Genomic DNA, 20181 nt, shown 5'->3' on the forward strand with positions numbered 1-20181 from the left:
ATATCTTCTTCCCTGTCAAGACTGAATTTATTTTACTGCCGCATACGTTTAGCCGTCTCTCCTTTTCTTGCAGAAAATCATCCTTACGGATACGGGGTTATCCCGCTATACCTATGCTTTCCGGCCGAAAAAAAGGTTTCCTATCGGAGCGATAAGAAACCTTTTTATAAAACATAGGGGTTATTTGACATAATACACACGATTCTCTTTGCGTTTTAAGGGCGGCGGCAATTCCCCGTCCATATAGCCTAACGCACAATGACCGATCCCTTCATAGTCTCCTTCAATATGAAGATCTTGTAAAAATTTTCGTCCCGCCGGTAATTCAAATTCTTCTTTAGCACGATGGATCCAGCAACTTCCCAATCCCAATGAATGGGCCGCCAACATTAAATTTCCCATAACTAAACTGCCGTCATATACACCGTTGGGAAACTTTTTATCCGCTATAACAATAAGAATAACAGGAGCCCCGTAAAACGGATCTCCCTCCTTGTCGCCGCCCCAAATTCGACGATTTTCTTCCCGAAAATATCGGCATACTTGCGGAGATGTTACGGCAATAATCTTCGTAGCTTGACGATTTCGGCTGCTGGCCGCATATAAACCGGCTTCTATTACTTGCTCAATTAACGCGGGATCTACCGGATCCGGTTTAAAACGACGAATACTCCGTCGCTCTTTCATGGCTTGCAACACTTCATTCATACTTCGTCACTCCTCTTCTTTTTTCTTATTGTACCATGCTCTTATATGATTTTCATCTTTTATCGGATAACCGATATATAAAAATGCGGTGCAAATACATAGTATTTGCACCGCATAACGTACGATATGACAATTATTTCAGTTCAACCGTAGCGCCGGCTTCTTCCAATTTAGCTTTGAGAGCTTCCGCATCAGCTTTAGCGGCACCTTCTTTAACAGCTTTGGGAGCGCCGTCAACCAACGCTTTAGCTTCTTTCAAGCCGAGTCCGGTTGCTTCCCGTACTACTTTGATAACATTGATCTTCTTATCTCCGGCAGCGGTAAGAACAACATCAAATTCCGTTTTTTCTTCACCTGCTGCAGCAGCACCGGCGGGAGCAGCGGCAACGGCAACCGGAGCGGCTGCAGATACGCCGAATTTTTCTTCCATGTCTTTTACCAATTCGGAAAGTTCCAAAACAGTCATATTTTCAATGGCTTGCATAATTTCTTCTTTAGTCATTTTAAAATACCTCCATAAGTTGATTAGCTTTATAATACATTACACAATTATGCGCTTTCTTGTTCCGCTTTTTTAGCGCGTACCGCTTCAAGCACATATACGGCATTGCGAATATTTCCCTGTAATACATTGACCATACCGGAAATAGGCGCTTGCATACTGCCCACAATTTTCGCCAAAAGTTCTTCGCGGCTCGGCAAATTGGCCAACGCATTCACGGCTTCGGCATCAATAACCTGACCGTCTGCAATCCCGACTTTTACCGTAATAGCTTCCGTCTTTGTTTCTTTGATAAATTCTTTTAAAATTTTTGCAGGCGCTACTGCATCTTCCGTAGAATAAGCAATCGCTGTCGGCCCTTCCAAAAATTCACTCAACCCTTCATAGCCGACTTCCGTAGCGGCAATACGAGTCAATGTATTTTTAATAACCTTGTATTCCACATTTCCTGCCAAAAATTTTCGACGAAGTTTCGTTACTTCCGCTACCGTAAGACCTGTAAAGCCTACTAAAACGGCCCCTTTTGCAGATTGCAACTTTTCCTTCATATCGGCCACGACCGCAGCTTTTTCCGGAGCCACTTCATGTTTTGCATATGTCGACATGTTTTCGATACACCTCCTTAACATTTAGGATATATATCGTCTTAGCATAAAAAACGGCCTCCCGTACGGAGGCCGAACCGGGACGGCAAAATAAATTCAACCGACCGTTTCATAGCCTCAGATGGCGGACTTGCGTCCATTATACATACCTTCAGTCTACAGCTAAGAGAGATATTAATTTTCTTCCGCTTTTACAACGCCTTTAACGCTGAACGGATTGATTCGAATGCCGGGACTCATCGTAGAGCTTACCGTAATCGACTTGATATATTGACCTTTAGCCCCTGCCGGCTTTACTTTAATTAAAGTATCCACCAAGGTCGTCAAATTTTCCACTAATTTATTTGCTTCAAAAGACTTTTTGCCGATCGGCGAATGAATATTGCCCGCCTTATCCGTGCGATATTCCACTTTACCGGCTTTGCTTTCCGAAACCGCTTTGGCAACATCCATCGTAACCGTGCCGATCTTCGGATTCGGCATTAACCCTTTCGGACCGAGGATTTTACCTAAACGACCTACTTTGCCCATCATGTTCGGAGTGGCCACCGCTACATCGAATGCCAGCCAGCCGCCCTTAATTTTTTCAATCAGGTCGTCGCCGCCGACAAAATCGGCCCCCGCTTCTTGCGCTTCTTTTTCTTTGTCTCCTTGTGCAAATACAAGGACGGTCTTCGTCTTGCCCACGCCATGGGGAAGAACCAAGGCCCCGCGAACTTGCTGATCCGCATATTTGGGATCGACATTCAAGTTCACCGCCAATTCAACGGTTTCGTCAAATTTGGCAGTATCCATCTTTTTTAAGATGTCTATAGCATCCGCCGGATCGTATTGCTTATCGGTTTCAAACAACTTAACGGCTTCCGCATATTTTTTACCTACCTTCGCCATCTACTTTCCTCCTTTGTGGTTTAACGGAGATGTCTCCTTCCACATGCCTGCGTCAAAATTAATCGACAATTTCGATGCCCATGCTGCGGGCAGTGCCTTCAATCATCTTCATTGCCTGTTCCACGTCATTAGCGTTAAGATCGGGCATTTTAGTGGTAGCAATTTCACGAACTTTATCGCGACCTACTTTAGCCACTTTCTTTTTGTTCGGTTCCCCCGAAGCTTTTTCAATACCGGCCGCTTTTTTCAAAAGAACAGCGGCAGGCGGAGTTTTCGTAATAAAGGTAAAGGATCTGTCATCATATACAGTAATTTCGACAGGAATAATAAAGCCGGCTTGTTTTGCCGTGCGTTCATTAAATTCCTTTACAAAAGCCATAATATTGACACCGGCCTGGCCTAATGCAGGACCAATCGGAGGCGCCGGAGTTGCCTTACCAGCTTCACACTGAAGTTTTACCATTTTTGCTACTTTTTTTGCCATGGTGTTTTACACCTCCTTACATTACAAGATGTGGTAAACGAATATGTTTCAATTCTCCCACTCGCGAAAATTTTCGCTGATTAAGAAGTATTTATTCCAGACTTTTCTCAATTTGAGAATAGTCGACTTCTACCGATGTTTCCCGACCGAACATATCAATAAGACCTTTTAAAGTACCTTTTTCCTTATTGATTTCCGTAATGGTCGCAATAAAGTTTTCAAATGGGCCGGATGTGATGCGTACTTGTTCTCCAATGTCCACAGCAATCTGTATCTTCGGTTCTGCGTCAACGCCCTGCGACTTAAGTATACTTTTGACTTCTTCCTCCGTCAACGGAGTCGGCTTTGTTGCGGAGCCGACAAATCCGGTTACGCCGGGAGTATTGCGGACAACATACCAGGAGCGATCATTTACTTCCATTTCCACCAAAACATACCCGGGAAATATTTTGCGCTTAACTGTACGCTTTTTTCCGTCTTTCATATCCACTTCATCTTCCATGGGCACTAAGATCCGATTAATGACGTTTTCCAACCCCATCGATTTAACCTTGCGTTCCAACGTGGCCATGACTTTATTTTCATACCCCGAATATGTGTGAATAACATACCATTTCATACCGTTTTCCATTGATGCGCAGTCCTCCTATCCGACAATTATGCGGAGTAAATTAAAAATACGTGAAAATACTCCGTCAGAGATTCCCATCACCGCCATTACAATAATCGTAGTCACAATAACCATAATAATATAGCTGATAAGTTCTCTCTTTGTCGGCCAGATGACCCTTTTCATTTCCGCTTTTACGCCTTGAAAAAAGGATTTGCCCGGCTTTTTCTTATTCTTTTGTGCTGTTTTTTTAGCTGAAATTGCCATATAACCCTCTCACATCCAAATAAGATTAACGCACATCTTATTTCGTTTCTTTATGTAATGTTTCTTTCTTGCAGAACGGGCAGTATTTCTTCAATTCCAAACGATCAGGATTATTTTTCTTGTTTTTATTCGTCTGGTAATTACGCTGTTTGCATTCCGTGCATGCCAAAGTAACCGCTGTACGCATTCCCTACACCTCACTTAAAAATACTCGCAAGCCTGTTGCCTGCATAAGACTGCCTTTATAATTTATCATAACGTATAGGCAAAGTCAAGGAAAATTACCGGCAACTTAAAAAAAGCTAGGCCAATTTCCGTGCCTAACTTATTTAAAGGATATCATAATGCCATAATTTTGTCAACCGGCGATTTGAAATTTCCGTACTGTATAGCGCCGCCGCCCCTATCTTCGCTTATTTCACGGGGGCGACACCGTCGAGCTCGGTACGGACTATAAAAATAGAAATTTTAAAAACTTTTTTATTGCGACTTGACAAATACCGTTCTCATCTTTATACTATAAGAGTACTTGCCACTTTAGCTCAGCTGGTAGAGCATCTCATTCGTAATGAGAGGGTCGTTGGTTCAAATCCGATAAGTGGCTCCATACAAAAGGCTTTCCTTTTCAGGAAAGCCTTTTTTTTTACTTAATTGCAACACGCCTCTTCCGCATCCATTTTTTGAATAATTTCAGAAATCGTCGGACGGGCATCCACCATCCCGGAAATACTTCGATCGGCAATCTTCCAAAAAAGAAACGTAATGATTAATCCCGCCAAAGACCCCGCCATAATCCAATGTACCATACTTCCGCCGTAGGTTATGCCTAAAAAATACGCAATAACCGCCCCTATGCCGATAAATATAAGCGGTAAAATAAAGCATAAAAAAGAACCGAAAATCAAGTGTGCTTCTGTCACTTCATACCGTACGTTTTCTCCCTGCTTGGCACCTATCGAGTTATGCGCCGTAATAATGACATGTTCCGCGCCGAAGCAAGCTCCGCAAGCTACATACAGGCTGTCTTTGTCTACCCGCACGCGAGCTAATCCGTCCGCCAATATTTCTTCTACTACTCCTTCTCCTATACGCATATCCGCCCTCCTGAAAATAATTTCTTCTTCGCTGAAATAAAACCGTTCATATGTAAACCTATGTCAACTTATTAAAGTTGACATTTTGTTTTGAGAAATTTATACTAAAGACCATAGTCGTTTACTTTAATTTTTGTTTTAGAAAGGAGATTTACCCATGAATCCCGCGCCTGTCTTATCGTTTCACTCTCGTACCCGTTCTTTAGTTTTTATTGCTGTATTTGCCGCCCTTACGGCCGTCGGTGCATTTATTCGCATTCCTGTACCCGTCTGCCCCTTTACCCTGCAATTATTGTTTACCACCTTGGCGGGACTGCTGTTGGGGCGCTTCCGAGGCGGCTGTGCCGTGGGACTTTATGTCTTATTGGGACTTGCCGGCTTGCCCGTATTTACGGAAGGCGGCGGTCCCGCCTATATCTTTCAGCCGACCTTCGGATACTTGCCGGGATTTATTTTGGGCACTATGGTAACCGGATATATTGCGGAACATTTGCACGCACCCACTATAAAACAACTCATTTTAGCCGATATATCCGGACTGTTCTTCGTCTATCTTTGCGGTATGGTATATTTATATCTGATCACTACCGTATATATGGGACAGCCCATGACACTTCGGTCTTTATTTTTATATTGCTTTTTTTTAGCAGTTCCCGGCGACATTTGTCTTTGCATCATTGCCGCTATATTGGCAAAAAAATTAAAACATCATGGATTTTCAATATAAGAAAGGAGTTACTCCCATGTCCAAAGGATTATTTATTACAGGAACCGGCACGGATGTCGGAAAAACATATGTAACCGCCTTATTAATAAAAACATTACGTCAAGCGCACTACAATGCGGCCTATTATAAAGCGGCCATTAGCGGCGCCCCTTCCGTCGCCGCCGGAGATGCCGGCTACGTGAATCGGACGGCACAAATCAACGAACCGGAAAATCTGTTGGTTCCCTATACCTTTACCCATGCCGTTTCCCCCCATTTAGCCAGCAAGCTGGAAGGCATAACCATTGAAAAAGAAACGATACTCAACGGGTGGAAACAAGTAACCGCACGCTATCCGTACGTAACCGTGGAAGGTAGCGGCGGCATTATTTGCCCCATTCGCCACGATACAACGGCTTGTTATAATTTAGAAGACATTATTCAGTGGTTTCATCTTCCCTGTATTATTGTAGGGACAATCGGACTCGGCTCCATTAACAGCTTTGTGCTTACGGCTCATTATATGCAAAGTAAACATTTACCGGTAAAAGGACTCATAATCAATCGTTATCACGGCGGAATAATGGAAGACGATAATATAGCCATGATTACGGAACGCACAGGCTTACCCGTATTGGCCGTCGTTAAAGAGGGCGACACCTCCCTCTCTGCGGATCCGCATAAATTAGCCGCCTTATACGAAGGAGTATAGCCTATGTCACCGTCAGATTTATTAGCCTTTGATCAAAAACATATTTGGCATCCGGCGCAACAAATGAAAGACGGGGAAGTTTTTCCTCCTATTATTATTGATCATGCGCAAGATTGCTATTTATATGATGTGAATAATAAAGAATATATTGATATTATCAGCTCGTGGTGGTGCAATCTGTTGGGGCATTGCCATCCGGAAATAAATGCCGCTTTAAAAGCGCAACTGGACAAAGTGGAACATGTGATTTTTGCTAATTTTTCCCATCGTCCCGCATTAAACGTATGTCAAAAATTATTGCCCTATTTACCGCAAGGACTTACACGCTTTCAATTTTGTGATAACGGCTCTTCGGCCGTAGAATGCGCGTTAAAATTAGCCTTTCAATATCAACTGCAAACAGGACGGGGGCAACGTAAAAAATATATGTGCCTGGACAGCGCCTATCACGGAGAAACAATCGGCGCCCTTTCTGTAGGTTCTATGGATCTATATACTTCATTATATAAACCTTTAATGATGAATAACATCCATTTTGACGGTCTTGACTGTTATCGCTGCCCCTATGGAAAAACGCGTACCGCTTGCAACTGTGAATGTTTTGAATCGGCCGAAAAAGCCTTTTCCCGCTACGGCAAAGAAACGGTAGCTGTCATTGTGGAGCCCTTACTGCAGGGAGCCGCCGGTATGCGTATGTATCCCCCGGCTTACTTAAAAAAATTGCGCCGTCTTTGTAATGCCTATGACGTACTGCTCATTGACGATGAAATAGCCGCCGGCTTCGGACGGACGGGTACCATGTTCGCCATTGAACAAGCCGGCGTCACTCCGGATATTTTGTGTACCTCCAAAGGACTGACCGGCGGCTATTTACCTATGGCATTGACCATTACTACCGAAAAAATTTATCAAGCCTTTTATGCGGATTACGGCGAGCACAAAGCTTTTATGCACAGCCACACTTACGCCGGCAATCCTCTGGCCTGTACCGCCGCGGCAACGGTCTTAACCATTATAAAACGGGATCATATCTTATCTCATGCCGCAACCAAAGGCGCCTATTTACACACCTGTTTAAAAGAACGCCTGGGAAATCATAAAAACGTAGGCGAAATTCGTCATTTAGGAATGATAAATGCCATAGAAATTGTCAAAGATCGAAAAACCAAAGAAGCGTTTTCGCCTTCACAACGCATCGGCTGGCATATTTTTCGTCAAGCCATGCAGCACGGCTTGGTACTCCGTCCGATCGGCGATATTTTATACTTCAATCCGCCACTGATTATGAAAGAAGAAACCCTCGCCGCGGCGGTAGATATTTGTGCCGCAACGATAGAAACGGTATTAGGTTCCTAATCGTGTTGCAACACATAGTCCGCCGCCGATTTTACATGCTGTTTAATCTCTTCATAAGTCTGTCCCGGCTGCGCTTCATATAGTTTTTTTGTCCCTAAAAACAACGACGGTACATAATAATAAGAATGACCGGCAACCGCTTCCGGTTCCTGCGTTTCTTCATGCCACTGTACGGTAATCGCCGCATATGCCGGATCTTCCTTGACCAACTCTTTCCACGCCTCCCAAGCATTCCGACAATAAGGACAGGAGGCTAAATAAAATCCTGTAATTTTTTTCATAAAATCCTCTTCTTTCCGTTAATACGAACATAGACGGTCATGCACATCGACATGACCGTTTTTTAATGCTTATCGCAACACGAGGCAATCCCGTCCGTCAACGTTCCTTGCAGCAAAGCCGTCACCGCTTCATCCGCCGCCATAGTTATGCCCGCATGCAAAACAATATGAGCCGCTTGCAACCCTTGTTGCGCACCGGCGCCGATACCGCCGCAAATAACTTCCGTAGTACCGTGCGCTTGTAAAAACGCAATAACCGCACCGTGACCGGCACCTGCCGTTGCCGAAATTTGAGAAGAAATAATATGAGATCCCTGTATCGTATAAAATTTAAATTCTTTCGCTTTACCGAAATGTTGAAAAATATGACCGGCGTCATAAGGAACTGCCACTATCATAAATCATTACCTCTCTTTTTACATAAACTTCCCGCCAATATAAGATGACTAAATTATAGAATAGTATACCAATCTTGTCAACAAAAGAGCCCTAGCGCAAGGTTCGAATATTAACCCGTATAATATAAAAATTTTTCACATCAAACGACAATGTATGCCCGCCTCTATCGTTATATATATACAACGTTTTATTTTTATAGGTATAATACCGATCCGCCTTTCCGTATGCTCGTGTTAAACAATCCGCCCGCATACCGGCGGCAATTCCTGCCGGAGTTTTTAAATTATTCGCCGTACAAGAAATATAACAAGCTTGTCCGTTTTTTGCTGTAAACCCGACAACCAACTTTCCGCCATAGTTATATTCGATAAACGTTTCTCCCGTATCTGCCTGTACAACAGTTTCCTGCAACGGTTTGCCATATATCTTTTCTGTATACGCCGCATTACATCCCGGCGTCATCCCGCCAATCGCGATCTGCCGATTGTTGATATGCGCCTGCACCGCATCGCCATTTCCTAATAAAAAAATAAACATCCTAAAAGCATACTTATTTTTATAATAAATTTCATGCTATCAACACCTTATACTTCATATTTTATAAAGTATATACTTCTTTTTCGCATTTCTCAATCTTCTAAGATCAAAAAAAACAACGCCTGCAACTACGAGGTACGTTCGTCATCGGTTTATACCGTAAAAAAATACGCCTTCGTCGCTGCCGCGTTGTTCGGTTTCCTTATCCTATTCCCGGGATGCCGGCGTTGTCGCCGGCATAGAATGCGTATCCGAGGGCGTCTTTATCGCCTGCAGGACATATTGTTTACGAGATGTTAAATTCCCCTGCATATGAAAAAGAATTTTCATATATCGGCTATCCGCATATACACTATCATTTTTAATAATTCCCGGCGCCATTCCGTAAGAAGTTTCTATTTGCCGTTGTTTATCATTCCATTGGGCCGCTACCCGTAATTGTTGCGCCACCGAAAAAACAGGAATATATATATGTCCTTGTTTTCCCAAGGCACGTTTTGTCAATTTTTGCGAACCTATATACAGAGAATATGCTTTCGCCACATACGTAGGTTTTCCGTCCGCCCGCTTTATTTTAGCCGCAATAGCCGCCGGCGTTTCAAAATCTTCCACCCCGTAGCCGCGAAGAGCCTTTTGCACTTGTGCCGCCGTTAACGGTTGCCGCTCATATCCGTCCGGATAAATGTAATACGAAATCGTATGATCCGAAGCCCGATCGATGACAATACGGTCATAATAAATCATGACCGGCGTCCCTACAGTAACCCGGGAAAACAATCCTTCTATATCGTTTCCCTTCATACGCACACAACCGTGCGATACATATTTTCCTACCGATTCGGGATGGTTCGTACCGTGAATACCGTAACTCCCATAAAATCCCATCCACCGCTTACCTACCGGATTATTCGGGCCGGGGCCGATACGCATTTGCGTATTTTGCGGATTTACCCACGTCGGATTGACCGCCTTGTTCTGAATAACAAAACGACCGGTCGGCGTGGGCGTTCTGCGTGTTCCCACGCCGACCGGATATATCGCCGCTTTTTGACCGTTTTCATATAACGTCAATATACGACTCGCTAAATTAATAGCAATACGAGTTCCCGGCTGTTCCTGTACTGCAGGAATATGTTCAGCAGCGCAAGGCATTCCTGCCATACTGAAAGTAAAACCTGCGAATACTCCCAACAGCCCGACAAGTCGTTTTATGTATGTTGCTGCCGACATATCTTTATCCTTTCTTACACCAATTTTTTATGATTTCCGAAGAGACCGTGCACGCACTAAAAAACCGCGAATGACTTCACAAGAATGTTTAAATTTATCTTTTTCTTCTTCATGTAAGGTCATTTCCACCACTCGTTCGATCCCCCGCCTGCCGATAATACACGGCACGCCGGCTGCCACATCCTTTTCTCCGTATTCGCCGTTTAATGCGACCGAGCAGGGCCAAAGGAGTTTCTGATCATGAAAAACAGCGGTAATTATCATATTTACTACATTGGCAATGCCGAATTCCGTGCATCCTTTCCCGTCAATTTCCACGTCACCGGCCATCTTTACTTCTTCTTGTAACGCTGCCAAGTCCAACTCTTTATATTTTTTATCTTCCTGCAAAATGTGGGCAAACGCTTTGCCGTTTACAAAAATATGCGACCATACAATAAAGCCCGAATTGCCATGTTCACCCATACAAAAAGCCTGTATAGACGTACGACTGACCGATAAATGACGCGATAACACCCGCAGCAAACGATATGTTTCCAAACTCGTTCCGGTACCGAAACAACGTTGTCGCTCCCATCCCATCGCACGTCGTATATACTCACATACAATATCGGCAGGATTGGAAACACTGATCATAATGCCCTGAAAAGAATGTTGTTTTAACCGGCCGATAATTTCATTCGCCATACGAATGGAATCATCAAATAAATCCAATCTATTTTCTCCGGGACGACGACTGCGCCCGAATGCCGTCACTAAAATTTGCGCATCTTCTACATCGGTATATGTACCGGAACGGATCACCGTACTATGGCCGCATATACTGCCGCGCAAACTGTCATCTATATCCATCGCCTGTGCGGCCGCTTTTTCTTTTTCTATATCCAATAGCACAATTTCATCCGCTATCCCCGATTGTGTTAAACTCAACGCCACATGAGAGCCTACATGGCCGGCACCGATAATTACTACTTTTCTTCGTTCCACGGATATTCCCTCCCTTTTTCCGCTTCTTGTTTTTTATTATACCATATATTTACTACTTAGAAAGAATAAGAAAAACACGTATTTATGCCGTTTTATAAATAATTCACCGCTTTAAAAAGGTATATTGCAACCTACAGGACATAAAAATTTAGACTTTTTTTATCACAATGTATCCTTACCCCGGAATTTCCCGTTCTGTTACGCCGGCCGTATGAAAAAGGCAATAAAAAAGCGCTCTTAATGCGTGCTTTTTTATTGCCTTTTCTTTTAATAAATACTGTCGTTATCTAACGATAAATACCCCATATCATATACATCCTTACCTTCAGAAATACATTTATTTATAATTTCCATCACCTCAATCTTAGATTTATCCCTCAATACGGGAATAGTCGGAAAAGAATCATGGAATGTCTTTTCATATAGCTCTATCGCTTTATCAATTTCCGCCATGTATTTCACGTCCTTTACTATTTTCAACAAGACGTCCTAACTATTAGATGGAAATTTTTTCACCTATTCCGGTTTTTATCGTTACTATATCCTATGGTATACCTAAAAATAAAACCGAAGATAACCCCGGCGATTTATCTCCAAAACCCCGTTCACCTATAGTATCCATATTAATTTTTATGTAACATAATCCGCAAAATTTCCGGATCCGTTTCTTTCATTCCCTGACACGCCAACATGCCTATATTCCGAATACATTCATCCACATCAAACGCAACCAAACCGTCATTTCCGCCTACTCTAATTCCTTCCAACGCCAATAAAACAGCTTTGTACGCAGCGGCGCTCGCCGATGCCACTTTCATCGAACAACTGTTGGCTGCGCCGTCGCAAATCATCCCCGGTAAATCGCCGGTCATGCTGCAAATCGCATCTATAACCACTTGTCGATCATGCTGTGCGGCTAACAGCCACGCCATCCCCGCCGCCGCTCCGACACAAGCCGTAAGTGCCGCACAAAGTGCGGATAATTTGGGTAAAAACGCATGGGCATATATTGCCGTCATATGTGATAAGGTGACGGCACGCAAGCGTTCTTCCGGTTCCGCATGCACATAATCCGCCACGGCAACTACCGGCATGGTGGCGGAAATCCCCTGATTACCGGAGCCGGAATTCGTCATGGCCGGTAATTTTGCTCCGCCCATTCGCGCATCCGATGCCCCTACAGTACGGATAACTACCATCGATTGTAAATCTTTTCCCATTAATCCTTTTTCCTGATGTTTTGTCAAGGTGGCGCCGATACGTAAGCCATATTCGCCATGTAAACCTTCACGGGATAAAGTTTCATTCATCGTCGCCGCCGTTTTCATAAACGCAATCGCTTGTACAGGAACTTGTTCTGCAAAATCAATAATCTCCTGTATCGACAAGGATTGTAAAAACTTAACTTTATCCTCTTTACCGCTCCCGTCGTCCCGTTTTTTTTGAAACACAACTGTACCGTCTTTTTCTATACGAATCACCTGCGTATGATTATCGGCAATACATACTTTCACTCGATGACATTTACCGATTAACAATGCTTCCGCATACAATACATACGGCACTTCCCGAGCAATCTCGACGGTTACGCGACCGGCATCCGCCATAGCGGCACCGGCCGCCACCACTTCCGGCGTAAGTCCTTCCAATACTTGTAATCCCGCATTCGCATCACCGCCCAACGCACCGACAGCGGCGGCAATATATAACCCGGGACGTCCCGTTCCGGGAACCATGACGCCCATCCCGTTTTTCATTAAATTAGCCGAAACCCTTGCTTGTATCGTTTCCGCCGGTTCTCCCAGTTCTCGCGCCGCTACTGCCGCCGCAAACGCTAAGGATACCGGTTCTGTGCACCCCGTTGCCGGCACTACATCCGTTTTTAAAATACCAATCATTTTTTCCCAAGTTTCCTTCATGTGCTCACCTCATTTATATCTCTACAATATTATTCTTGTCGTATACGATTTAAGTATCTGTATATAGTAGGTATCGATACGGATAAATGTACCGCCAAGGCGGTAATCCCTCCTTTTAACAAAAATAATCCGTCTTCTTTTAATTGTCCCGTAATTTGCAACCGTTCCTTGACGGATAATCTCGAAGGAGACACGTTATACGGCGCCAATCGCTTGGCAATCATACTGTTCATCATACTATCCGCATCGACATGAAAATGTTCTTGTATAGGTACAGTAACTTCACGAGCCGATACTTCTTCCGAAAAATCCCCCAAAATAAACCGATCCAGTATTTTTCTGGCTGTAAAATAGGTATGTACATCATAATTTAAACATAAAATGCCGATAATACGACCTTCCCGATTCCGAATAAAATAAGAAGAAGAACGAAACGTTTTTCCCGAATGTCCCCGCCCTCCATAATTTACCGAATATAAATCTTTCCGCAACGTCCCCTTTTGCAGCACTTTTAACGTAAAATCCGTTAAAGGGCCGCCTATTTTTCTGCCGCTCACGTGTCCGTTGGCAATAGCTATAATAGAGTGTTCCCGATTGCCGACATCATGTAAGACTACTTCACAATGCGTTCCCAATGCTTTCCCTAAAAAAGCGACTAACGGAATATATTCCGCAACCTCCTTCATAGACCGACACTCCTTTTATTATTCTGAAAAAATTTTATCATTATAAGAATAGAAACGTCAAGAAAAAAAGACTTTCTATAGACACAATGTCCTATAGAAAGTCTTGCCGCTCTTACAACGGATGCGCACTCGCCACTTTCGGTTTACGCGGATATTGGCGGGGAGAATCATGAGTCTTATGAATATAAATAACCGCTCGTGTATCCGGTAAATTTCCCAATTGAACCTTTCGTACACGATATACCGTGCCGCCTAATAGAGAAACCGCGCGCTCGGCTGCTTTTAATTCCGTTTCATATCGGGCTCCCTTTAAGGCAATCATATAGCCGCCTTTTTTTACATACGGTAATGCCCATTCCGCCAAAACGGACAACCGCGCTACGGCCCGACTCGTTACCAAATCAAACTGTTCACGGTAAACGTCTTGATGCGCCAAATCTTCCGCTCGCCCATGCAAACAGACAGTCTGCTTGATTTGCAATAAATCCGTTACGCAAGAAATAAACTGCAACCTTTTTTTTAAAGAATCAAAAAAAGTGAGCTGTAAATCCGGACGATAAATTTTTAACGGAATGCCGGGAAATCCGGCACCTGTCCCTAAATCCAACACAGTGGCCCGCACCTTAAAAATCTCTTCATCATAGCAAGACAAACTGTCGGCCATGTGCTTCAAGGCCACCTCATCAGGCGCCGTCAACTTTGTCAGATTCATTACCTTATTGATTTCCACTAAATATTCAAAAAATTTTGTATATTGCTCCATTTGTTGCGGTTGTATAGATAAGCCCAACGCCGTGCAGGCCTGATATAATTCAGTTTGAAACATGGTCTTTTCCTTCCCGTTTATATTGCTCCAAATAAATCAATAGCGCCGTAATATCTGCCGGCGAAACGCCGGATATCCGTCCGGCCTGCCCGATAGAACGCGGTCGTATACGGGCCAATTTTTCTCTTCCTTCCGCCGATACGGTCGTTAAAGAATCATATTGTATGGAAGGTGGTAATAATTTTTGTTCTAAACGATTCATTTTTTCCACTTGTTCCGCTTGCCGTTCAATATACCCTTCATATTTAACCATAATTTCCATTTCTTCTTGTACTTCCGCACTGACAGACGGCAATAAAAATACTTGCTGTAACGTATCATACGTTACTTCATTCCGCCGTAATAAATCATAGGCTGTAGTCCCCGTACGAACGGGAGCGGTGCCGATACGGCGTAATTTTTCCTGCGTTATGGCAGTGGGCGTAACAGCACATTCTTTTAACGCTTTCAGCGCTTCTTGAATAGCCTGTTGTTTCTGTTGAAATACAGCGTACCTTTCAGGTGTAACCAACCCAATATCATACCCTTTTTGTGTAAGCCGCAAATCGGCATTATCCTGCCGCAATAAAAGACGGTATTCCGAACGACTGGTCATCATTCTATACGGTTCCTGCGTGCCTTTCGTAACTAAATCATCAATTAAAACCCCGATATACGCTTCTGCCCGGGTTAATATAAAAGGGTCCTGTTGCAAGACAAACCGCGCCGCATTAATACCGGCAATAAGTCCCTGCGCCGCAGCTTCTTCATACCCGCTGGTACCGTTTGCCTGACCGGCGGAATACAATCCCTCTTTCTCTTTTACCGCTAATGCGGCGTCTAATTGCAGCGGATCCAAACAATCATATTCAATGGCATAAGCGGGACGCATAATTTTTACATCTTCCAATCCGGGAATCGTTTTTAAAAATGCATATTGTACATCTACGGGCAAACTGGTACTCATCCCTTGAATATACATTTCTTCCGTCATTTTTCCTTCCGGTTCAATAAATAATTGATGCCTTTTTTTATCTGCAAAGCGTTGAATTTTAGATTCAATAGAAGGACAATAACGCGGTCCAATCCCTTGTACTGTACCATTACACGTAGGTGCGCGGTGTAAATTATCCCGAATAATACGATGCGTTTCTTCATTAGTAAACGTTAACCAGCAACAATCCGTATTGCGATTTTGCCGCGGTAATAAAAAAGAAAACGCATGGCCTTTGGTATCGCCTTCTTGTTTTTCCATTTCTTCTGTGCGCAACGTACGACGATCCACTCTCGCCGGCGTTCCCGTTTTAAAACGCATTAACCGAATACCGGCCTGCCGTAAAGAAGCGGATAACGCTTCTGCGGATCGTTGTCCCATAGGTCCGCCGGCATAGGAACAGTCACCAATTAAAATTTTTCCTTTCAAATAGGTTCCGGTAGCCAAAATAACCGCTTTTGCCCGATATACTTCCCCCAATTCCGTTACTACACCGGTTACTTTATTACCCTCAAACAAAAGTTCTGTAATAAGCAACTGTTTTACATCCAAATTTTTTTGATTTTCCAACGTTTTGGTCATCGTCATTTGATATACTTTTTTATCGGACTGCGCGCGTAAGGAATAAACCGCCGGTCCTTTACCGGTATTCAACATCCGCATTTGAATACAAGTCTTATCCGTATTAATTGCCATCTCTCCGCCAAGCGCGTCAATTTCCCGCACTAAATGGCTTTTTCCCGGACCTCCTACTGCCGGATTACACGGCATTAAAGCAATATTATCCAAATTCAAGGTACAGATCAGGGTTCGTACACCCAACCGTGCCGCAGCCAAAGCCGCTTCACAGCCGGCATGCCCGGCACCGATCACAATCACGTCATATGTATCAACTACAAACATGACTTATGGGCCTCCTTTATTTTCCTAAACAAAATCTGCTGAATATTTCTTTAACAATATCCGCACGCACATGTTGCCCTGTAATGTCCCCCAACATTTCCCAGGCTTCACGAATGTCAATAATCGCCAAATCTATCGGCAATCCCGCTTGTAACGTATGCAGCGCCCGATCCATCGCCGCTTTGGCCTGTCTTGCCGCTTCTATATGTCGCACATTCGCCAATAAAACATCCGCACCGGTATTCCAACCGCTTGACAATACATACTGTAAAAGCGCCTTTTGTAACCCTTCTATCCCTTTACCGGTACGGGCGGAAAGAGAGAGTACGGGAAAACCGTATGCTTCTATTTCTTTTTTATCCATCCGCGAAGATACATCGCTTTTATTTAAAATAACCCATGCCGGTTTATCTTTAATTTCCTGTAAAAGCGCTTTTTCCTCTTCTTGTAACCTATGGGAACCGTCCAAAACTAACAGAATGATATCCGCCGTATCCATATAAGAACGGGCTTTAGCCACCCCGATCCGTTCCACTTTATCGTCCGTCTTACGAATTCCCGCAGTATCCACCAAACAAAAAGGAATGCCCGACAACGTAATCCAAGCTTCAATCACATCTCGCGTAGTTCCCGGAACCTCCGTTACAATCGCTTTATCTTCTTCCAGCAAACGATTTAATAAACTGGATTTCCCGGCATTTGGAAGCCCGTTAATAACTACTGTAATACCGTCCCGAATCATTTTTCCGGTCCGTGCCCGCCCCAACATATTCTCCAGGGCATCCCTCATTTCTTGTAGAGAGCCTGCAATATCCGGCACTTCTATTTCTTCCAAATCTTCTTCCGGATAATCTACGGTTACTTCTAAACGAGTAATAAACGTAGTCAGATTTTGCAACATATCATTCACAACTTCCGACAGCTTTCCTTCCAACTGCCGCACCGCTCTCGTAACGCCCGCTTCACTCTTTGCCTGAATAATATCCATTACGGCTTCCGCTTGTGCTAAATCTATACGCCCGTTCACAAACGCGCGTTCTGTAAATTCACCGGGACGAGCTAATCGCACACCTTGTTCTAAAACCAGCGTTAAAATTTTTTGTATAACTTTGATCCCGCCATGACATTGTATTTCCAATACATCTTCCGCAGTATAAGAGTGCGGTCCTTTCATAATCAAAACCAGTACTTCATCGATTACCGCACCGTTCCGCTCTGTTATATGTCCGTATTGTACCGATTTATCCCGTCGTTGTGCCAACGGTACGGCAGATGCGCTGCGAAATAAAACATCACCGACAGAAAACGCTTGGTCACCGCTAATCCGTATAATACCGACGCCGCTTTCTCCCGGCGGAGTGACAATAGCGGCAATAGTTTCATTAGTACTGCACATGACAATGCTCTCCTTTCAAAAAAACCGGTGCAGAAGCACCGGTTTTTTCTACACATCATTACGCTTCGTAATGAATTACAACATGACGATACGGTTCTTGTCCGTCACTATCCGTCTGTACATGTTCTTCTTGTTGTAACGCTAAATGAATAATTTTTCGTTCATATCCATTCATAGGCTCCAACACTACATCTTCTTTTGTTTGACGCACGCGTGCCGCTAATCGCAACGCTAATTTACGTAATGCAATTTCCCGTCGATGGCGATAATTTTCAATATCCAACATAACAAAATAGCGTTCATTTTCATTTTGATTGGTTGTTAAATTCGTTAAATATTGTAACGCATCCAGCGTTTGTCCGTGTTTGCCGATAAGAACGCCCAAATTTTTTCCATGTATATGAAGGATGATTTTATCCGGCTTAATCATTTTTTCAATCATGACCGACAACCCCATTCGGGTTAATACAGTTTGTAAAAAATTTTTTGCTTTTGTTGCCGCTTCTTCAACCGTAAAACTTGTTTCTTCCGAAGGAACAGCAGGAATCGCAGCGGAAATACTTACCGGTTGTGCTTCTTGTGTTTTGATGGCCGACGGTGCCGCCGTTTCCGGTACTTCCAATCCGGTATGAATATTTTCTTTTTCTGTTACCCGTACACGTGCCGGCTTATTTCCGAAACCTAAAAAACCGCTTTTCGGTTCTTCCAACACTTCCACCGTAACTTCATCTTCAATTAACCCCAATTTAACTAAACATGAACGTACTGCATCTGCAATTGTTTTCCCTGTTCCTTCCACACTTCTCATGATTACTCTCCTTTATCGGTACCATGAAACATAATCATTTGTTGTGCCCATTGAAATACATTCGATAATACCCAGTAAATAACCAAGCCGCTGGGAAAACGCCAGCTAATCCATCCGATAAACAACGGCATAACAATTTGCATAATTTTTTGTTGCGATGCCTGGCCTTCTCCTTCCGTTACTTGTGCACCGGTCATTTGTTTTTGAATTAAAAAAGTGGATAAGGCGGATAAAACCGGCAATACATGCGTCGGATCCGGCGAACCCAAACTGGGAAGCCATAAAAAGCTTTCAAAATGAGGATCATAAGGATAATTACGTAACGCATAAAAAATAGAAATTAAAAAAGGCATTTGAATAATAATCGGTAAACAGCCGGAAAGCGGATTAACACCTGTTTCTTTATATAATTTCCGCATTTCTTCCTGCAGTTTTTTCTGATTTCCTTTATATTTCTTTTGTAATTCTTTAATTTTCGGCTGAATAACCTGCATTCCCTGCATGGACTTAATTTGTTTGGCCGTTAAAGGAGAAAGAATAAACTTAATAATTAACGTCAGCATAATAATCGCCGCACCGTAGCTCGGATATCCTATATGCTGTGTAAACGTATAACAATATGTTAAAAATGTAGACATTATATATGTTAAGGGACTGATAATATGTGCAAACAAGTGTGTCAACTCCTGTCAGTTTAAATATATAGTCGTTCTTTTCTCAAAACGAATCCTTACGGTACCGGATCATAACCGCCCGGATGAAAAGGATGGCATTTTGCAATACGCCTCAATGTAAAATAACTCCCTTTCACAACACCGTACTTCTGTAAAGCCTCTATGGCATAGGCGGAACAGGTAGGATAAAACCGGCAGCACGGTCTATGCAATGGAGATAACCATTGTTGATAGAACTGAATTAAAATAATAAAAATATTTTTCATACGTCATCGCTTCTTCGATAAGATTCCGGCTATACGTAATACTTTTAAAATATAGTACTCTGCTTGTGCAAAGTTGATATTTTTTAACGGGCTGCGACCGATTAACACTAAATCAAATCCGGAACCTAACTCTTGTCGATGTAAACGATATACTTCTTTCATCAATCGGCGACAACGATTCCGTTCTACAGCACACCCGATTTTTTTTCCTGTAACAAAACCCATACGAGTACACTGTTTAGAAGATCGCGCCATGACATATAAAACAACATATCGATTTACATAAGATTTACCATATCTATATACAAGACGATATTCTTTATTCTTTCGTAGCCGACTATCTTTGGTTAATTCATACATA

Annotated in this window: 27 protein-coding genes and 1 tRNA gene; 4 read left to right on the plus strand and 24 right to left on the minus strand. The window is 43.2% G+C overall.

What is annotated here, in order from left to right; genetic code table 11:
* Positions 1 to 180: 180 nt before the first annotated feature.
* The 8 genes from HMPREF1039_RS05675 to rpmG all read right to left on the minus strand — a co-directional run bounded on the left by HMPREF1039_RS05675 (position 181) and on the right by rpmG (position 4254).
* A complete protein-coding gene (locus tag HMPREF1039_RS05675) occupies positions 181 to 708 on the minus strand; it encodes a nitroreductase (protein ID WP_007391483.1) in 528 nt (175 codons plus the stop codon).
* A gap of 133 nt (positions 709 to 841) precedes the next feature.
* Complete coding sequence (gene rplL, locus HMPREF1039_RS05680; RefSeq protein ID WP_007391477.1) at positions 842 to 1210, minus strand: 50S ribosomal protein L7/L12; 369 nt, start codon at positions 1208 to 1210, stop codon at positions 842 to 844.
* Between the two features lie 47 nt (positions 1211 to 1257).
* Entirely contained in the window at positions 1258 to 1815 is a 558-nt protein-coding gene (rplJ, locus tag HMPREF1039_RS05685) for a 50S ribosomal protein L10 (RefSeq protein WP_007391488.1), read from the minus strand.
* 174 nt (positions 1816 to 1989) lie between these two features.
* Positions 1990 to 2706: a 50S ribosomal protein L1 gene (gene rplA, locus HMPREF1039_RS05690; protein WP_007391482.1), complete on the minus strand. Its 717-nt coding sequence runs from the start codon at positions 2704 to 2706 to the stop codon at positions 1990 to 1992.
* Positions 2707 to 2764: 58 nt separating this feature from the next.
* Positions 2765 to 3190 carry a 50S ribosomal protein L11 gene (gene rplK, locus HMPREF1039_RS05695; RefSeq protein ID WP_007391508.1) on the minus strand — a complete coding sequence of 142 codons (426 nt, stop codon included), beginning with the start codon at positions 3188 to 3190 and terminating at the stop codon, positions 2765 to 2767.
* A gap of 91 nt (positions 3191 to 3281) precedes the next feature.
* The gene (gene nusG / locus HMPREF1039_RS05700) at positions 3282 to 3821 is read right to left on the minus strand and encodes a transcription termination/antitermination protein NusG (RefSeq protein WP_007391485.1); all 540 of its coding nucleotides are present in this window, start codon (positions 3819 to 3821) and stop codon (positions 3282 to 3284) included.
* Positions 3822 to 3836: 15 nt separating this feature from the next.
* Entirely contained in the window at positions 3837 to 4067 is a 231-nt protein-coding gene (secE, locus tag HMPREF1039_RS05705; protein WP_007391502.1) for a preprotein translocase subunit SecE, read from the minus strand.
* 37 nt (positions 4068 to 4104) lie between these two features.
* Positions 4105 to 4254, minus strand: a complete 150-nt coding sequence (rpmG, locus tag HMPREF1039_RS05710; RefSeq protein ID WP_007391468.1) for a 50S ribosomal protein L33 — start codon at positions 4252 to 4254, stop codon at positions 4105 to 4107.
* 344 nt (positions 4255 to 4598) lie between these two features.
* On the opposite strand from rpmG, the gene HMPREF1039_RS05715 reads away from it, so the two are divergent.
* A tRNA-Thr gene (locus tag HMPREF1039_RS05715) sits at positions 4599 to 4674 on the plus strand.
* A gap of 40 nt (positions 4675 to 4714) precedes the next feature.
* Here the strand turns inward: HMPREF1039_RS05715 and HMPREF1039_RS05720 are convergent.
* Positions 4715 to 5161, minus strand: coding sequence for a SoxR reducing system RseC family protein (locus HMPREF1039_RS05720; RefSeq protein WP_007391475.1), 447 nt, complete (start codon positions 5159 to 5161; stop codon positions 4715 to 4717).
* 157 nt (positions 5162 to 5318) lie between these two features.
* Here HMPREF1039_RS05720 and HMPREF1039_RS05725 point away from each other — a divergent pair, with 157 nt between their 5' ends.
* Genes HMPREF1039_RS05725 through bioA form a run of 3 tightly spaced genes read left to right on the plus strand, consistent with a single transcriptional unit; the run spans position 5319 to position 7935 of the window.
* Positions 5319 to 5888, plus strand: a complete 570-nt coding sequence (locus HMPREF1039_RS05725) for a biotin transporter BioY (protein ID WP_007391480.1) — start codon at positions 5319 to 5321, stop codon at positions 5886 to 5888.
* Between the two features lie 16 nt (positions 5889 to 5904).
* Positions 5905 to 6579: a dethiobiotin synthase gene (gene bioD / locus HMPREF1039_RS05730; RefSeq protein WP_007391501.1), complete on the plus strand. Its 675-nt coding sequence runs from the start codon at positions 5905 to 5907 to the stop codon at positions 6577 to 6579.
* 3 nt (positions 6580 to 6582) lie between these two features.
* Positions 6583 to 7935, plus strand: coding sequence for an adenosylmethionine--8-amino-7-oxononanoate transaminase (bioA, locus tag HMPREF1039_RS05735; RefSeq protein ID WP_007391506.1), 1353 nt, complete (start codon positions 6583 to 6585; stop codon positions 7933 to 7935).
* Here bioA and HMPREF1039_RS05740 read toward each other — a convergent pair.
* The 15 genes from HMPREF1039_RS05740 to rnpA form a co-directional block, all read right to left on the minus strand.
* On the minus strand, positions 7932 to 8216 hold the full coding sequence (locus HMPREF1039_RS05740; protein ID WP_007391469.1) for a thioredoxin domain-containing protein: 285 nt from the start codon (positions 8214 to 8216) through the stop codon (positions 7932 to 7934). The genes bioA and HMPREF1039_RS05740 overlap by 4 nt on opposite strands.
* A 62-nt stretch (positions 8217 to 8278) precedes the next feature.
* The gene (locus HMPREF1039_RS05745) at positions 8279 to 8614 is read right to left on the minus strand and encodes a NifB/NifX family molybdenum-iron cluster-binding protein (RefSeq protein WP_007391474.1); all 336 of its coding nucleotides are present in this window, start codon (positions 8612 to 8614) and stop codon (positions 8279 to 8281) included.
* 91 nt (positions 8615 to 8705) lie between these two features.
* Positions 8706 to 9152 (minus strand): hypothetical protein, encoded by a 447-nt coding sequence (locus HMPREF1039_RS05750; protein ID WP_007391493.1) that lies wholly within the window; start codon positions 9150 to 9152, stop codon positions 8706 to 8708.
* Positions 9153 to 9359: 207 nt separating this feature from the next.
* Positions 9360 to 10382 (minus strand): L,D-transpeptidase, encoded by a 1023-nt coding sequence (locus HMPREF1039_RS05755; protein ID WP_007391466.1) that lies wholly within the window; start codon positions 10380 to 10382, stop codon positions 9360 to 9362.
* A gap of 27 nt (positions 10383 to 10409) precedes the next feature.
* The gene (locus tag HMPREF1039_RS05760; protein ID WP_007391476.1) at positions 10410 to 11369 is read right to left on the minus strand and encodes an L-lactate dehydrogenase; all 960 of its coding nucleotides are present in this window, start codon (positions 11367 to 11369) and stop codon (positions 10410 to 10412) included.
* Positions 11370 to 11636: 267 nt separating this feature from the next.
* Positions 11637 to 11849, minus strand: coding sequence for a hypothetical protein (locus HMPREF1039_RS05765; RefSeq protein ID WP_235720035.1), 213 nt, complete (start codon positions 11847 to 11849; stop codon positions 11637 to 11639).
* Between the two features lie 143 nt (positions 11850 to 11992).
* A complete protein-coding gene (locus HMPREF1039_RS05770; protein WP_007391479.1) occupies positions 11993 to 13288 on the minus strand; it encodes an L-cysteine desulfidase family protein in 1296 nt (431 codons plus the stop codon).
* 29 nt (positions 13289 to 13317) lie between these two features.
* Positions 13318 to 13974, minus strand: coding sequence for a helix-turn-helix transcriptional regulator (locus HMPREF1039_RS05775; protein WP_007391467.1), 657 nt, complete (start codon positions 13972 to 13974; stop codon positions 13318 to 13320).
* 112 nt (positions 13975 to 14086) lie between these two features.
* Positions 14087 to 14800, minus strand: a complete 714-nt coding sequence (rsmG, locus tag HMPREF1039_RS05780) for a 16S rRNA (guanine(527)-N(7))-methyltransferase RsmG (RefSeq protein ID WP_007391507.1) — start codon at positions 14798 to 14800, stop codon at positions 14087 to 14089.
* Positions 14787 to 16676, minus strand: coding sequence for a tRNA uridine-5-carboxymethylaminomethyl(34) synthesis enzyme MnmG (gene mnmG, locus HMPREF1039_RS05785; RefSeq protein WP_007391492.1), 1890 nt, complete (start codon positions 16674 to 16676; stop codon positions 14787 to 14789). Before mnmG ends, rsmG begins: the two co-directional genes overlap by 14 nt.
* 16 nt (positions 16677 to 16692) lie before the next feature.
* Positions 16693 to 18072, minus strand: coding sequence for a tRNA uridine-5-carboxymethylaminomethyl(34) synthesis GTPase MnmE (gene mnmE / locus HMPREF1039_RS05790; protein ID WP_007391510.1), 1380 nt, complete (start codon positions 18070 to 18072; stop codon positions 16693 to 16695).
* Positions 18073 to 18130: 58 nt separating this feature from the next.
* Entirely contained in the window at positions 18131 to 18880 is a 750-nt protein-coding gene (gene jag, locus HMPREF1039_RS05795; protein ID WP_007391498.1) for an RNA-binding cell elongation regulator Jag/EloR, read from the minus strand.
* Positions 18881 to 18882: 2 nt separating this feature from the next.
* A complete protein-coding gene (locus tag HMPREF1039_RS05800) occupies positions 18883 to 19518 on the minus strand; it encodes a YidC/Oxa1 family membrane protein insertase (protein ID WP_050776617.1) in 636 nt (211 codons plus the stop codon).
* Between the two features lie 92 nt (positions 19519 to 19610).
* On the minus strand, positions 19611 to 19820 hold the full coding sequence (yidD, locus tag HMPREF1039_RS08020; protein WP_007391472.1) for a membrane protein insertion efficiency factor YidD: 210 nt from the start codon (positions 19818 to 19820) through the stop codon (positions 19611 to 19613).
* 3 nt (positions 19821 to 19823) lie between these two features.
* Positions 19824 to 20180 carry a ribonuclease P protein component gene (gene rnpA, locus HMPREF1039_RS08025; RefSeq protein ID WP_007391489.1) on the minus strand — a complete coding sequence of 119 codons (357 nt, stop codon included), beginning with the start codon at positions 20178 to 20180 and terminating at the stop codon, positions 19824 to 19826.
* Position 20181: the final 1 nt, after the last annotated feature.

Source organism: Megasphaera lornae (genome assembly GCF_000214495.1).
Classification (GTDB): domain Bacteria; phylum Bacillota; class Negativicutes; order Veillonellales; family Megasphaeraceae; genus Megasphaera; species Megasphaera lornae.

Coding starts and splice junctions, on each gene's coding strand:
- jag (WP_007391498.1), bottom strand. CDS start 18,880: ATGAGAAGTGTGGAAGGAACAGGGAAAACAATTGCAGATGCAGTACGT.
- rpmG (WP_007391468.1), bottom strand. CDS start 4,254: ATGCGTACAGCGGTTACTTTGGCATGCACGGAATGCAAACAGCGTAAT.
- HMPREF1039_RS05720 (WP_007391475.1), bottom strand. CDS start 5,161: ATGCGTATAGGAGAAGGAGTAGTAGAAGAAATATTGGCGGACGGATTA.
- HMPREF1039_RS05740 (WP_007391469.1), bottom strand. CDS start 8,216: ATGAAAAAAATTACAGGATTTTATTTAGCCTCCTGTCCTTATTGTCGG.
- rplA (WP_007391482.1), bottom strand. CDS start 2,706: ATGGCGAAGGTAGGTAAAAAATATGCGGAAGCCGTTAAGTTGTTTGAA.
- bioD (WP_007391501.1), top strand. CDS start 5,905: ATGTCCAAAGGATTATTTATTACAGGAACCGGCACGGATGTCGGAAAA.
- rnpA (WP_007391489.1), bottom strand. CDS start 20,180: ATGTATGAATTAACCAAAGATAGTCGGCTACGAAAGAATAAAGAATAT.
- nusG (WP_007391485.1), bottom strand. CDS start 3,821: ATGGAAAACGGTATGAAATGGTATGTTATTCACACATATTCGGGGTAT.
- mnmE (WP_007391510.1), bottom strand. CDS start 18,072: ATGTGCAGTACTAATGAAACTATTGCCGCTATTGTCACTCCGCCGGGA.
- HMPREF1039_RS05775 (WP_007391467.1), bottom strand. CDS start 13,974: ATGAAGGAGGTTGCGGAATATATTCCGTTAGTCGCTTTTTTAGGGAAA.
- HMPREF1039_RS05800 (WP_050776617.1), bottom strand. CDS start 19,518: ATGTCTACATTTTTAACATATTGTTATACGTTTACACAGCATATAGGA.
- bioA (WP_007391506.1), top strand. CDS start 6,583: ATGTCACCGTCAGATTTATTAGCCTTTGATCAAAAACATATTTGGCAT.
- HMPREF1039_RS05725 (WP_007391480.1), top strand. CDS start 5,319: ATGAATCCCGCGCCTGTCTTATCGTTTCACTCTCGTACCCGTTCTTTA.
- rsmG (WP_007391507.1), bottom strand. CDS start 14,800: ATGTTTCAAACTGAATTATATCAGGCCTGCACGGCGTTGGGCTTATCT.
- HMPREF1039_RS05750 (WP_007391493.1), bottom strand. CDS start 9,152: ATGTTTATTTTTTTATTAGGAAATGGCGATGCGGTGCAGGCGCATATC.
- rplK (WP_007391508.1), bottom strand. CDS start 3,190: ATGGCAAAAAAAGTAGCAAAAATGGTAAAACTTCAGTGTGAAGCTGGT.
- rplL (WP_007391477.1), bottom strand. CDS start 1,210: ATGACTAAAGAAGAAATTATGCAAGCCATTGAAAATATGACTGTTTTG.
- HMPREF1039_RS05675 (WP_007391483.1), bottom strand. CDS start 708: ATGAATGAAGTGTTGCAAGCCATGAAAGAGCGACGGAGTATTCGTCGT.
- HMPREF1039_RS05770 (WP_007391479.1), bottom strand. CDS start 13,288: ATGAAGGAAACTTGGGAAAAAATGATTGGTATTTTAAAAACGGATGTA.
- yidD (WP_007391472.1), bottom strand. CDS start 19,820: ATGAAAAATATTTTTATTATTTTAATTCAGTTCTATCAACAATGGTTA.
- mnmG (WP_007391492.1), bottom strand. CDS start 16,676: ATGTTTGTAGTTGATACATATGACGTGATTGTGATCGGTGCCGGGCAT.
- HMPREF1039_RS05755 (WP_007391466.1), bottom strand. CDS start 10,382: ATGTCGGCAGCAACATACATAAAACGACTTGTCGGGCTGTTGGGAGTA.
- secE (WP_007391502.1), bottom strand. CDS start 4,067: ATGGCAATTTCAGCTAAAAAAACAGCACAAAAGAATAAGAAAAAGCCG.
- rplJ (WP_007391488.1), bottom strand. CDS start 1,815: ATGTCGACATATGCAAAACATGAAGTGGCTCCGGAAAAAGCTGCGGTC.
- HMPREF1039_RS05745 (WP_007391474.1), bottom strand. CDS start 8,614: ATGATAGTGGCAGTTCCTTATGACGCCGGTCATATTTTTCAACATTTC.